Source organism: Nocardioides sp. 31GB23 (genome assembly GCF_040012395.1).
Taxonomy (GTDB): domain Bacteria; phylum Actinomycetota; class Actinomycetes; order Propionibacteriales; family Nocardioidaceae; genus Nocardioides; species Nocardioides salarius.
This window is the reverse complement of record NZ_JBDYKJ010000031.1, coordinates 40,519-52,028: the sequence shown is the minus strand read 5'-3', so window position 1 is coordinate 52,028 and position 11,510 is coordinate 40,519. Positions and strand designations below refer to the sequence as shown.

Here is an 11,510-nt window from a genome sequence, read left to right as displayed (position 1 = left end):
GGGGTGGGAGCGGGCAGGGTGGAGCTCACGGGTGGTGCCTTTCGCAGCGGCCGCACGGCGTACGCCGTCGGCTCGGGGACCGAGGAGGGATGAAGGGGCTCAGTCAGCTGCGACAATCGGCGCACTGGCGCCGCTGGAGGTCGATGACGATGCGCCGCGTCAGCAGCTCACCCTCGGTCACCGGTCCTCGCACGCGGGGGCCAACCTGCGCCCCCAGGGGTTCATTCCCGCCGGACCCCGGACGTGTGCGGCGACACATCCGGGTCCACGCCGCTCGGACCGTCAGCCGACCCGCGCCTCCGCGATCCGCTTGACGGCGGCGAGGGTGCGCGGGATGCCGTCGAGGGCCTGCTCGGTGCGGTCGGCCACCTGCTCGGGCGCCTGCTCGCCGAACTTCGCCTCGAACATCGCGATCCCGGCCGGCAGGAACTCCCACGACTCGGTGAGCGTGGTGCCGTCGCCGTCGGGCGCGAGCCGGAAGCCCCAGCGCACGAAGCCGTCGCCGACCACCCAGGCGAACTCGCGGCCGCGCTCGGCCGCCACCACCACCGACCGGGTCTCCCACGTGCGCACCGGGGTCTGGTTGCGACCGGTGAACCAGGCACCCACCTGGCCCGCCCGGCTCTCGTCGTCCCACCAGCAGGCCGTGCACACCGGGCTCCACTCCCCCGTGCGCGTGATGTCGGAGACGAGGTCGTAGACCGCCTCCGGCCTGGCCTCGATCCGGACGGACTCCTCGTGGCTGCGGGGCGTGGGCTGCTCCATGCCCCCCACCTTCACAGCCCGGGCGCCCGCTGTCGCCACCCGCCCGCGTCTCTTGACATCTTGGTCGTTTCTGTAAACCCTGAGTCCATCCCCCACCGAAGGACCCCCGATGACGCAGACCCTCCCCACCGCCACTCCGCCGACGACACCGGCGCTGGGCCTGCCCGACCCCGGCGAGCGGGTGCCCCCCGTCGCCTGGCCGACGACCGGGTTGTACGTCGGCGCCGCGGCGCTGTTCGCGCTCGAGCTCTACGGGGTGCTCGGGGCCGGCTGGTCACCGTGGGCGACGGTGCCGATGGGCGCGGCCGTCACGTTCTTGATGTTCAGCGTGCTGCACGAGGCCACCCACCACGCGGTCAGCACCGACAGCCGGCTCAACGACCTGATGGGCCACCTGTCCGTGCCGCTGGTCGCGCCGTACGCCGGCTACGGGATGTTCCGCTTCATCCACATCGAGCACCACCGCAACACCAACGAGCAGAAGTCGGTGGATCCCGACGCCTGGACCAGCGAGGGCCCCTGGTGGCAGCTGCCCTTCCGCTGGGCGACCCTCGACGCCTGGTACGTCGTCTTCTACGCGCGCCGCGTCCGGCAGCGCCCCGTCGGCGAGGTGGTCGCGACGGCGGTGGCGGCCGCCGTGGTGGTCGCCGGCACCGTGGCGCTCGTGGCCGCCGGCCACGGCACCGCCCTCGTCGTGGCCTTCCTGCTGCCCCAGCGGCTCGGACTGGTGGTGCTCGCCTGGTGGTTCGACTACCTGCCGCACCACGGGCTGCCCTTCACCGGCCGCCAGGACAAGTACCGCGCGACGCGGCTCCGGGTCGGCGGCGAGTGGTGGGCCACGCCGCTGTTCGTCTACCAGAACTACCACCTGGTGCACCACCTGCACCCCAGCGTGCCCTTCTACCGCTACGTGCGCGCGTGGCGCCGCAACGAGCAGGCCTACCTCGACCGCAACGCGGCGATCTCGACCGTCTTCGGGCGCTCGCTCACCCCGGCGGAGTACCGCACCTGGCGGCGCCTGACCGATGACCTCGCCGAGGCGGCGCCGAAGCCGGGGCGTGCGACCTTCCACCCGTTGCGGGTCGCCTCGGTCGAGCCGCTGACCGCCGACAGCACGGTGGTGACGTTCACGGTGCCCGCCGACCTGGCCCCGGCATACCGACACCGCGCGGGCCAGCACGTGACGCTGCGTGCGGTCCTCGGCGGCGACGACGTGCGACGCTCCTACTCTCTGCTGCCACCGCGTGAAGAGGGCACGCTGCGGGTCGCGGTCAAGCGGGTCGAGGGCGGGGTCTTCTCGGGCTACGCCCAGGAGCGTCTCGAGGCCGACGACATCCTCGACGTGATGACGCCGGCCGGTCGCTTCGGCCACGACGTGTCGCCCGGCGCCGCGCGCTCGTACGCCGCCGTCGCGGCCGGCTCGGGCATCACCCCCGTGCTCTCGATCCTCGACGCCACGCTCGAGGCCGAGCCCGACAGCCGGGCCACGCTGGTCTACGGCAACCGCAGCGTCGCGTCGACGATGCTGCGCGACGACCTCGAGGCCATGGTCGCCAGGTTCGGGGGCCGGCTCGAGGTGCACCACGTGCTGTCGCGCGAGCCTTCGGCCGCACTGGCCGGCCGGGTCGACGCCGACCTGGTCGACACCCTCGTCGCGCACGAGGTGGACACCTGGTTCCTGTGCGGCCCCGAGCAGCTCGTGGACGACCTGCGCGAGACCCTGGCCGAGCGCGGCCAGCACGTCCTGGCGGAGGTCTTCCACACCGAGGACGCGGCGACCTCGGTCGCGCTCGACGTGGAGAGCCGGGTGACGGTCGCCCTCGGCGGCCGCGAGACCACGTTCGAGCTGCGCTCGACGGGCGAGACCGTGCTCGACGCCGCGCTGCGGCAGGGTGTCGACGCGCCGTACTCCTGCGCCGGCGGGGCCTGCGGCACCTGTCGGGCCAAGGTGCTGCTCGGCCGCGCGGTGATGGACCAGGACCACGCGCTCGACGAGGCCGAGCGCTCCGAGGGCTACGTGCTCACCTGCCAGGCGCACCCGGTCAGCGAGGAGCTGCGGGTCGACTACGACGCCTGACGTCCGCGCCGACTCCAGCAGCCGGATCAGGCGCTGAGCACCCAGTGGCCGGGTGATTCCTCGGTCCAGGTGGGTTCGGGTGGGATGAGGCCGGGTGGGTCGGGGGCGCGGGAGTGGACGGTCTGGCCGGCGGGTGAGGTGATCTCGACGTCGTGGGGGTCGAGGTCGTAGTGGTGCAGGACGCGGTGGTGCCAGCCGGGTTCTTCCTTGAGCTGGTTGCACGCGGTGCACAGGCCTTGGCCGTTGGGGATGCTGGTGGGGCCGCCTTGGTGGTCGGGGGTGATGTGGTCGTGCTGGCGGATGGGGGCGTTGCACCAGGGAGTGCGACAGGTCCGGTCGCGCAGGGTGATGAACTGGCGCAGCAGCCCGTCGAAGGTCCGCGAGGTCGATTCCATGGCGACGAGCTGGTCGGTGTCGGCGAACAGGCGCCGGACGCGGGTGCCCATCTCGGGGGCGCTGCAGACGAGCTTGCGGGCCACGGAGGCGGGGATGGGTCCGCCGGCGCCGCCGTAGATGGGCACGACCTCCGCGGGCTCGTCACCGTCGCCGAGCAGCGCTTCGGCGGAGATCACGATGTTGAGCGCGACGGGGGTGTGGGTGGCGGTGATCTGGCCGGTGAGGCGGGAGACGAACAGGTCGGCCACGATCTGGGAGTGGGAGCGGTCCTCGTCGGGCTGGGTCTTGAGTGCCTCGGCGCGTTGGTGCAGGGACTGCATGATCGCGGCGGCGTGGACGTCGGAGACGACCGCGGTGATCTGGGTGGTGCCGTCCTCGCGGCGCCAGGAGGTGACGCGGCGATTGCGGTGCGCGCGCTCGCGACGTCGGGCAGCGGCCTGGTCGTCGAGGCGCATCGCGATGCGCTGCGCGGCCAGGCGCAGCGCCCGGTCGCCCAGCGGTGCACCGGTGCCCAGCAGCTCGCCCAGGGCGGTGTCGTAGTCCGGGCGCAGCGCGGAGTGGACGTGCTCGGCCTCGCTGGCGAGGATCTCGGCGCGGTGCTCGTTGATCAGCCCGTCGTCGAGGGCCGCCAGCACGTGGGGCAGGTCGTCGACCAGGGTGCAGGCCATCGCCAGCAGCCGGGCACCGCGGTGGGGTGACTCGTGGCGAGCGAGCGCGACCTGGGCGCCGACCGAGCGGGCCGAGGCGTCGGCCTGGAGGTCCTCGAGACGAGCGGCGAGTCTGGCCTGGCGCGCAGCCAGGTGGGACTTCAGCGCCTCGAGCTCCTCCAGCATCGCGACACACTCGCCCGCCGTGGCGGGCAGCTCGTCGCTGGTGGTCATGTCTTCGACCCTAGAGACGACCACCGACAACGACGCCGGACGTGCCCGGCCCGGCGCCCGTCCTCCCGACCCGTCACGCCGTCTGTCAGGACCGCCCTCTGCTGTCGCCGGCTCGGGCGGCCAACGTGCTCTCGATGATGCGCGTCTCGTCCACGATCGACTGCGCCGCCTCGGCGAGACGCGCGGCCGTCGGATCGGGCAGGCCCTCCACGAGCAGGGCCGCATGTGCCAGGTCGTGGCGACGGGTGTCCAGGTCGACCAGCGCCTGGACCTGGGCGACGATGGTGACGATCCGGTCGCGCAGCGCGACGCTCAGTCGTGAGCCGGGGTCGTTGTCGGCGCGCAGGCGACCCAGGTGCACCAGGCTCGCGTCGAGCACCGGTCGCTGGGCCTCGACGGCCGCGATGACGTCGGGGGCAGCGTCACCGGCGCGCAGCCGGGCCAGGGCGCCCGGGAAGGCCTCGTGCGCTCTGGCCGCGTCGTCGGGCACATCGACCCACGACGGCTCGGCATCCGCGGACGTGACCGTGAAGGCGGGGACGACGAAGCACACGAAGAACCAGAGCCCGGCCAGCACCCAGGCAGCCAGCACGGGGACGCCCGAGTAGGGCACGAGCACGAAGGCAGGTGTGAAGGCGGAACACAGGAACCCGACCTTCATCACCGCCTCCGTGCGCTGGCGCGCGTCGAGACCGCGCTGGTCGACAGTGGGGCTGGGCACGGTGGTCGACCAGGACTCCGGCCGGGGACGGAAGAGCGCGATGTGGCGCGCGACCGCCTCGTCGAAGGTCTCGGGGACGCTGTCGACGTGGGGGGCACTGTCGGGCTGGGCGGGCATGGAGGGCTCCTGGGCGGGTGGCAGGACCCGGACCCTACCCGTGTGAAGCCCGCGCGCCGCCCCGTTGCGCACGGCGCCGCGCAGCGGGATCCTCGACGGGTGGAGGGTCGCTGGCAGCTCCTCGACGTGCCCCAGGGGCAGCTCGAGGTCGAGGTCTCCGGCCGCGGGGAGCCCGTGGTCGTGCTCCAGACCGCCCTCGATGCCGACGAGCTGCGACCCCTCGGCCGCCACCTGGCCACCCCCGGCCGCCACCGGGTCCTGCAGTACCACCGGCGGGGCTACGCCGGCAGCAGTGCGCCGCGTGGGCGTCCGTCCCTGGCCCGCGATGCCGCCGACGCGGCCGAGGTCGTCCGCGCGATGGGTGTTGCCCCGGCACACGTGGTGGGCGTCAGCTACAGCGCGGCGGTCGCGCTGCGCCTGGCCCACACCGATCCGGAGCTGGTGCACTCCTTGAGCGTGGTCGAGCCACCGCCGACGGGCACCCCAGGAGGGGTGGACTTCCGCCGTGCCTGCTCGACGCTGGTGGAGAAGTTCGAGACCGCCGGTGCGGGCGTGGCGCTCGACGACTTCATGACCGTGCTGGTCGGCGAGAGCTGGCGCGACCTCGGCGCCCCCGACTCGGTTCGACGTATGGAGCGCGACGCCGCGACCTTCTTCGCCTGGGACCTCCCTGCCCTGCGGTCCTGGCGGTTCGGCGCGGAGGAGGCCCGGGCCATCCGGTGCCCGGTCCTTCTCGTCGGCGGCGGCCGGACCGCGCCGTGGTTCAGCGAGATGCGGCGTCGGCTGGTCCGGCTGCTGCCGCACGCGACCGAGGTGCTCGTCGACGGGGCCGACCACACGGTCGCGAGCACCCACGCTCCGCAGCTCGCCGGGGTCCTGCTGCGACACCTCCGTGACCACCCGGGAGCCGCCCTCCCCGACTAGTCGGTCTGCGGATCCTGGCGACCTGTGGTCCAGGCGAGATCTCGTTCCGGGTCGTAGCTGCAGTAGACGCCGGTGTGCACCGAGCACCGCAGGTGACGCCCGAGCCCGGGGTGGGCCTGCTCCACCCGGCGAAGGGCGTCGGCGACCCGGCGGTAGACGGCCTTGCGAGCCCGTTCGACCTCGTCGGGCACCGCTCGTGCCCGATCTCCCAGGCCGTAGGCCGCCGTGAGCTCGCGCAGCAGCCAGTCCTTCTCCTCGAGGAGGCGCGCGCTCACGACGGTGTCGACGTCGCTGCCGCCCAGGGCCTCGTCCACCTCGGCGAGCCGCTGGCGGTAGCGGCCGCGGGCCTGCGCGTCGATGACCGGCTGCGGCGCCGACCGGTGCAGCGCGGCGTGCACCGCAGACGTGCCGGGCGTCCCGGCGACGAGATCGAGGACGTGGCGCTCGCGGCCGGGCGCAGCGAGCAGCGTCATCAGGTCGGCCATGCCCTTGCTGTCTCGCAGCCGCACCGTCCGCCCCTCGAAGGCGAGGGTCCAGTACTCACCGTCCTTGCGGAAGACCCGCTCCGCACCGCCACCATGACCGCCGCCGCCGCCCACACCGCCCGCCGAGAGGGTCTCGCCGGCCGCCGCCGTCGTCACCGTGAGCACCCCGCCCGTGCCTGGCAGTCGGACGCGCCACGGGTCGGTCAGGGTGATGTCCGAGCCCGGCACGATGTCGCGCACGGTGGCGGTGGCCAGGACCCGACCCGCCGGTGCCTGCCGCAGCAGGGCGGTGGGGACGACGACAGGTGCTCCGTCGACGCTGCCCCGACCGACCTCGCACTCACCGGCGTGCACCACGGCGCGCAGCTCGATCCCCTGGGCGTGGGCCGCCCGCAGCGCACCCATCGCACACCGCAGGGCACGCGTCGCCGAGTCGAACCACACCAGCTCCTCGCCCGACGGGCTGGTCACCTCTGCCCCGTCCATGCGCCGCACGTGGCGACGCACGAGGGCGACGGCCGCCGGCGTGCGCGCGTCGGTGACGAGCAGAGTCACCAACCTGCTGCTCGCGGGTGCACGCGCGATGGCCGCGCCGAGGAACGCCCGCACGGCCTCGACCACGGAGGCGGAGTCACCGACGTAGGGAAGGTGGTCGGTCCCGGGCAGCTCGACCAGGCGGGCGCCCGGGATCCTGGACGCCAGTCGTCGGGGGCTGCTGAGCGGCACCACCGTGTCGCCGGACCGGTGCAGGACCAGGGTGGGCACGTGGACCGATGGGAAGACCGCGTCCAGGTCGTAGGCGACCACCGTCGCCATGAAGCGCACCACCGCGTCGCGGCTCAACGAGAGCCGCTGCTGCCGGGCGAACCAAGCGAGGTAGTCGCGGTCCCCGGCGGCGGAGGGGGCGACCAGACCTACCATCGCCGCGGCGCCCTCCAGGGTGCCCCACTGGCGGAACACCGGCGCGAAGGCGGCGTCGTACGCCGCGGCGTCCATGACCCCCCAGGGGTGCTCGGCGTCCCGGAGCAGGCGCGAGATGCCGCCGTACAGCACCAGCCGGTGGGTCCGCTCGGGGTGCATGGAGGCGAAGAGCGCCGCCAGGCCACAGCCCTCGGACACGCCGAAGAAGGAGGCCTGCTGCGAACCGACCGCGTCGAGCACCGCGACGACGTCCTCGACCCGCTCCTCGAGCGTGGGCGACAGGTGGCGGTCGCCGCGGTCGGAGAGGCCGCACCCGCGCCGGTCGAAGAGGATCAGCCGGCTGAAGCGGGAGAGCTCTCGGAGCATCGCCGCGAGCGACGGCTCCTCCCACTTGACCTCGAGGTGCGTCAGCATGCCGTACGCCCACACCAGGTCCACCGGACCGGACCCGATCGTCTGGTAGGCGATCTCGGCGTCCCCGGCCCGGACGTAGCGCGTCTCCGGCATTCGCATCGGCAGTCTCCGACAGCATCGTGCCACGCACGGGCACGCGACGGTACCCGTCGCGGTGCGACCGGCCGGGTCGCGCCTCCCGGGTGAACGCCGCGCCGAACCCGGAGGAGCCCGCCATGGACCTGACCCTGTGTCCCGAGTGCGCATCGATCGCCGAGGTGCTCTGGCGAGACCGTGTCGAGTCGACGGACGGGCCGGTCGAGCACGTCAGGATCCAGTGCCTGCAGCGCCACTGCTTCCTGCTGCCCGCCTCGAAGCTGACCGAGGAGCCGCGCGTGCGAGCGAGCGGTGCGGAGGCCCGCCAACGACAGGACCGCCCCTGATCTGCGCAGTCGCAGATCAGGGGCGGTCCGAGTCCGGTCGGGCTGACAGGATTTGAACCTGCGACCCCTTGACCCCCAGGGATCGGCCCCCCGTGACGCTCTGTCTCGGCTGGTGTCGATGGGTGTCGCTCAGGCGCAAGCATCGCCAGCCCGGCCGGTCCCGATGACGTTCCGTTTCGCCTCATGCCAAGCGGTGTGCACACACAAGTGCACGCACGAGAGGACCTCGCCATGCTCCACTCCCCCGGTCACCGCCACGCCCTGACCGCCGACGACCGTGACGCCATCGAGGCCGCGGTGCGGCGCTCGGCGTCGTACGCCACCACGCCCATGCCGCTGACGCAGGTCGACGCTTCCGTGGCCCTGGCGCTCGAGCTGTACGCCGTCGCCGCGCACCACGGCATCGACCGTGGCAGCGTCGACGGAGTCACCTCGTTCGTGCACGCTGCCCTCGACGGTGTCCGGGCCCGCGATCGGCGCCGGGTGTCCCCGGCCGATGGGACCGTGCGGGCATGAGCGAGCAGACGAGACGACCCACCGAGCAGGAGTGCATCGAGGCCGCGGGTGCGGTCCTCGCCGCTTCCGACGAGGCCATCGCGCAGATGACTCCGCGCGAGCAGGCCGAGGCGGCGTGGACGCCGACCTGCCGCCGCAGCGTCGACGAGCTCGAGGACTTGATCCGCGTCCAGCGCGATCTTCCGCCGAAGGGCGGTGCGTGATGAGCGCACCCGAGGGCACGTCCCCCGCGGACGACGCCCCGCCGGCGCACGAGCCTGTGGCCGCTACCGATCGGAGGCAGATCGCGAAGATCGCGGCGCAGACGCGGTGGGCGAACACCACGGACCGGTCGGCTGCGACGCAGGCGGCGCGGGACGGGATGTATCGGAAGTTCGAGGACCAGGTCGACCCGGAGCGTCGGCTCCCGGCGGCCGAGCGGGCGATCCGAGTCGAGAGCGCTCGCCGTGCGCACTACCAGCGGTTGGCGTTGAGGTCCGCGCAGTCGCGGCGAGCGAAGCAGAAGGGAGGTGGTGGACGGGCGAAGTCCGTCGACGGCGACGGCATCTGACAGCAAGACGGCCCCGGCCGGTGCGGGAACACCAGCCGAGGCCACGAACCAGAACCCTGGATAGAAGGGATCAGATCCATGACGAACGATAGGACCAACACGGAGCAGCTGCAGCACGAGACGGTGGGGAAGCCGGCTCGCGCGACCTGTGAGGTGCACGACTGGTGCACCGTGACCGACCCGGCCGAGCACGCCGAGTTCCACGCCAGTGCCACCGTCGACCTGATCGGCCCCGGCCACGAGGCCGCGGACGGTTGGTGGGCATGGCTGGTTCGCGCCGTCGACGACCAGCAGACCAGCATCGTCCTCGAGGGACAGGTGGCCGGCCGCGAGTTCGACGTCCAGGTGCCGGCGGTGGCCGTCGCCATGCTGCTTGCTGCGACCGACGATAAGGCTGAGGTGCGGTGCCCAACGTGCATCCACCCGGAGGGCTACGACCGCCTGAGCGGCCCTTGCCCGACATGTCACGGGGAGGGCGCCGTTCCGACTGGACGGGCTGCCCTCGACGGGCTGCTGCGCTCGTTGGGAACCGACCGGTGAGCGCGCTCGAGACCGAGCGGGGGCCGCTAGACGACGACACTCCCGTTCCGTACACGCTGAGCGATGCAGGGTGGGGCGTGGGCCGCCGGCTGGTCACCAGCGCTGAGGCTGCTGTCCTTGCAGGCGTGACGCGCGGGCGGATCAACATGCTGGCCGACGGGGGGCACCTTGAGGGGATGCTGGTGAACCGTCGGTGGCTGCTGGATCGGAGCTCGGTCGAGGCCTATGCCGTCTGGCGGGTGCAGCAGAGGCTGAGGGCGCGTCGACCCCGGCGGCTGCCCGCGGAGCCGCTGCTGTCTCTACTGACGGCCGCGGGAGGTGTTCGTGCCGTCGGTGCCGCGCGCGGGTCCGCGGCGGAGAAGGCGATCCAGCGCGCCCGTCGGGACGGGACGGTCACGTATCGCGCTGCCGACCAGCTCACGGTCGAACTGTTGGGGCTGACCCCGTGGGAGGTGTGGGGGTCGGCGTACGACGCCTAGAACTCGCCTAGAACCGGCCCGTCCCCGATCGCCATGAGCGGCTTCGAGGGCGGGCCGGACGGCTTCGATGCGGGAGCGATCTCGTCCTGGCGCTCCTTGAGCTTCACGAGCTCGCGGTGGTGGATCTCGTGCCTGGACCGGAGGCCGCCCTCGACGATGGAGCCGCACAGGGGGCAGGTGGTGGTGCTGGTTTGGGTCATGCTCGTGACGCTAGGTGCGGGCACCGGCACCCCGCGGTTCAGCTACGCGCTCAGCAGCCGGCCGAAGGCGGCGAGGACGGTGCCGCTGGCGAGATCGGGAGGCGGTGGCTTCGCTCATGCGTCCGCGCTGGCGCTGGGAGCGTTGCGTACGGTCGGCCCGTAGACGACCTCGTCCGCACGTGGCATCTCGGTTGCCACATGGGGGAGACGCATCGACAGCAGCGCGTTCGAGTTGGTCTCGTTGACGCCGTAGGCCATCAGGAATGCCTGTGCTCCGAAACCAGTCACGTTCAACGCCAGGCCCGGCTCCCGTGCCTGCGGGAACCACCCTTTTAAGACGGTGAGGTCATCGGAGGGGTCAAAGACGTACTCACCGATGAGGTCCTCACGCTCGAGCACAGCAGCCGCCCGGCCCACGAGGCCGAGCTCGCGCATAGGCAACCCGAATACGGGCGGGAGCACGCTCATCGGAAAGTACATCTGCACCTGTTTGGCTCCCAGGCGGGTGCGGAGCTCGTTGCCTGTGCCGAGTCGGCTTACGGCTTCGTAGACCATGTGGTGAAGTCTGAGCTGGACAGCAGTCAAGCCGGCCGTGACGCGGGCGAAGTACGCCGTGTCCATCTCGGAGCCCCGCAGGTTTCTCGACCCGATGAGCATGCCGGCAAAGTACTCTTGGGCCACGTCGTCCTCGGACCACGACGCCTCAGAAAGAATCTGCTGAGCGACCCGCGGATGTACCTCGCCCTCGCCGAGGGTCTCGCGTGCCTGCGTCTTCTCCGAGAGTTTGAGCAGGTTCCGCATTCGCCAGTCGGTGAAGTCCCCGAGAGCGCGTCCGACGGCGGTCACGCTGGGGCCGAGAACCTTGCTCAACGCGATCCCACCGGCAGCAACCGCGCCGGTCTCGGGTGAGTTGGCTGCGAGCGTGTTGAGGACTTCGACGATCTCCGTCATCGGCGAGATAGCAGCTGCCGGGCATCCGCCAACCGCTCCGCGAGAGCCAGTTGATGGTGACTTTCGAGTTGCCGTGCGCGATCAAGGCGCCAAGCATGCCAGCGTGCTCGCAGGCTCAGGTGCGACGCTCGACCGGCGCGGCGCACTTCGG

General features: G+C 72.3%; 14 protein-coding genes. 8 read left to right on the top strand and 6 right to left on the bottom strand.

Features of this window, described 5'->3' with window-relative positions:
- Positions 1–282: 282 nt before the first annotated feature.
- A complete protein-coding gene (locus ABKW28_RS11775) occupies positions 283–765 on the bottom strand; it encodes an SRPBCC family protein (RefSeq protein WP_348609706.1) in 483 nt (160 codons plus the stop codon).
- A gap of 109 nt (positions 766–874) precedes the next feature.
- On the opposite strand from ABKW28_RS11775, the gene ABKW28_RS11770 reads away from it, so the two are divergent.
- Complete coding sequence (locus ABKW28_RS11770; RefSeq protein WP_348609703.1) at positions 875–2,842, top strand: fatty acid desaturase; 1,968 nt, start codon at positions 875–877, stop codon at positions 2,840–2,842.
- A gap of 26 nt (positions 2,843–2,868) precedes the next feature.
- Here ABKW28_RS11770 and ABKW28_RS11765 read toward each other — a convergent pair whose 3' ends face one another.
- Together ABKW28_RS11765 and ABKW28_RS11760 are read right to left on the bottom strand one after the other, a co-directional pair.
- The gene (locus ABKW28_RS11765) at positions 2,869–4,119 is read right to left on the bottom strand and encodes a DUF222 domain-containing protein (protein ID WP_348609680.1); all 1,251 of its coding nucleotides are present in this window, start codon (positions 4,117–4,119) and stop codon (positions 2,869–2,871) included.
- Between the two features lie 85 nt (positions 4,120–4,204).
- The gene (locus ABKW28_RS11760) at positions 4,205–4,957 is read right to left on the bottom strand and encodes a hypothetical protein (protein WP_348609677.1); all 753 of its coding nucleotides are present in this window, start codon (positions 4,955–4,957) and stop codon (positions 4,205–4,207) included.
- 99 nt (positions 4,958–5,056) lie between these two features.
- Between ABKW28_RS11760 and ABKW28_RS11755 the strand changes: the two genes are divergently transcribed.
- Positions 5,057–5,881 carry an alpha/beta hydrolase gene (locus ABKW28_RS11755; protein ID WP_348609674.1) on the top strand — a complete coding sequence of 275 codons (825 nt, stop codon included), beginning with the start codon at positions 5,057–5,059 and terminating at the stop codon, positions 5,879–5,881.
- Here the strand turns inward: ABKW28_RS11755 and ABKW28_RS11750 are convergent.
- Positions 5,878–7,794, bottom strand: a complete 1,917-nt coding sequence (locus ABKW28_RS11750; protein WP_348609671.1) for an alpha/beta fold hydrolase — start codon at positions 7,792–7,794, stop codon at positions 5,878–5,880. The two genes, ABKW28_RS11755 and ABKW28_RS11750, sit on opposite strands and share 4 nt — an antisense overlap.
- Before the next feature lie 122 nt (positions 7,795–7,916).
- Between ABKW28_RS11750 and ABKW28_RS11745 the strand changes: the two genes are divergently transcribed.
- From ABKW28_RS11745 to ABKW28_RS11720, 6 genes are all read left to right on the top strand, one after another.
- On the top strand, positions 7,917–8,123 hold the full coding sequence (locus ABKW28_RS11745; protein WP_348609668.1) for a hypothetical protein: 207 nt from the start codon (positions 7,917–7,919) through the stop codon (positions 8,121–8,123).
- Positions 8,124–8,354: 231 nt separating this feature from the next.
- Entirely contained in the window at positions 8,355–8,639 is a 285-nt protein-coding gene (locus ABKW28_RS11740; RefSeq protein WP_348609665.1) for a hypothetical protein, read from the top strand.
- Positions 8,636–8,842 (top strand): hypothetical protein, encoded by a 207-nt coding sequence (locus ABKW28_RS11735; RefSeq protein ID WP_348609662.1) that lies wholly within the window; start codon positions 8,636–8,638, stop codon positions 8,840–8,842. The genes ABKW28_RS11740 and ABKW28_RS11735 overlap by 4 nt, the downstream gene beginning before the upstream one ends.
- A complete protein-coding gene (locus tag ABKW28_RS11730) occupies positions 8,842–9,189 on the top strand; it encodes a hypothetical protein (protein ID WP_348609659.1) in 348 nt (115 codons plus the stop codon). Before ABKW28_RS11735 ends, ABKW28_RS11730 begins: the two co-directional genes overlap by 1 nt.
- 171 nt (positions 9,190–9,360) lie before the next feature.
- Complete coding sequence (locus tag ABKW28_RS11725; protein WP_348609656.1) at positions 9,361–9,729, top strand: hypothetical protein; 369 nt, start codon at positions 9,361–9,363, stop codon at positions 9,727–9,729.
- Complete coding sequence (locus ABKW28_RS11720; RefSeq protein ID WP_348609653.1) at positions 9,726–10,208, top strand: hypothetical protein; 483 nt, start codon at positions 9,726–9,728, stop codon at positions 10,206–10,208. Before ABKW28_RS11725 ends, ABKW28_RS11720 begins: the two co-directional genes overlap by 4 nt.
- Here the strand turns inward: ABKW28_RS11720 and ABKW28_RS11715 are convergent.
- Positions 10,205–10,408 (bottom strand): hypothetical protein, encoded by a 204-nt coding sequence (locus ABKW28_RS11715; protein WP_348609650.1) that lies wholly within the window; start codon positions 10,406–10,408, stop codon positions 10,205–10,207. The two genes, ABKW28_RS11720 and ABKW28_RS11715, sit on opposite strands and share 4 nt — an antisense overlap.
- A gap of 114 nt (positions 10,409–10,522) precedes the next feature.
- Positions 10,523–11,359 carry a hypothetical protein gene (locus tag ABKW28_RS11710; protein ID WP_348609647.1) on the bottom strand — a complete coding sequence of 279 codons (837 nt, stop codon included), beginning with the start codon at positions 11,357–11,359 and terminating at the stop codon, positions 10,523–10,525.
- Between the last annotated feature and the right edge of the window lie 151 nt (positions 11,360–11,510).

Coding starts and splice junctions, on each gene's coding strand:
- ABKW28_RS11775 (WP_348609706.1), bottom strand. CDS start 765: ATGGAGCAGCCCACGCCCCGCAGCCACGAGGAGTCCGTCCGGATCGAG.
- ABKW28_RS11770 (WP_348609703.1), top strand. CDS start 875: ATGACGCAGACCCTCCCCACCGCCACTCCGCCGACGACACCGGCGCTG.
- ABKW28_RS11765 (WP_348609680.1), bottom strand. CDS start 4,119: ATGACCACCAGCGACGAGCTGCCCGCCACGGCGGGCGAGTGTGTCGCG.
- ABKW28_RS11760 (WP_348609677.1), bottom strand. CDS start 4,957: ATGCCCGCCCAGCCCGACAGTGCCCCCCACGTCGACAGCGTCCCCGAG.
- ABKW28_RS11750 (WP_348609671.1), bottom strand. CDS start 7,794: ATGCCGGAGACGCGCTACGTCCGGGCCGGGGACGCCGAGATCGCCTAC.
- ABKW28_RS11745 (WP_348609668.1), top strand. CDS start 7,917: ATGGACCTGACCCTGTGTCCCGAGTGCGCATCGATCGCCGAGGTGCTC.
- ABKW28_RS11740 (WP_348609665.1), top strand. CDS start 8,355: ATGCTCCACTCCCCCGGTCACCGCCACGCCCTGACCGCCGACGACCGT.
- ABKW28_RS11735 (WP_348609662.1), top strand. CDS start 8,636: ATGAGCGAGCAGACGAGACGACCCACCGAGCAGGAGTGCATCGAGGCC.
- ABKW28_RS11730 (WP_348609659.1), top strand. CDS start 8,842: ATGAGCGCACCCGAGGGCACGTCCCCCGCGGACGACGCCCCGCCGGCG.
- ABKW28_RS11715 (WP_348609650.1), bottom strand. CDS start 10,408: ATGACCCAAACCAGCACCACCACCTGCCCCCTGTGCGGCTCCATCGTC.
- ABKW28_RS11710 (WP_348609647.1), bottom strand. CDS start 11,359: ATGACGGAGATCGTCGAAGTCCTCAACACGCTCGCAGCCAACTCACCC.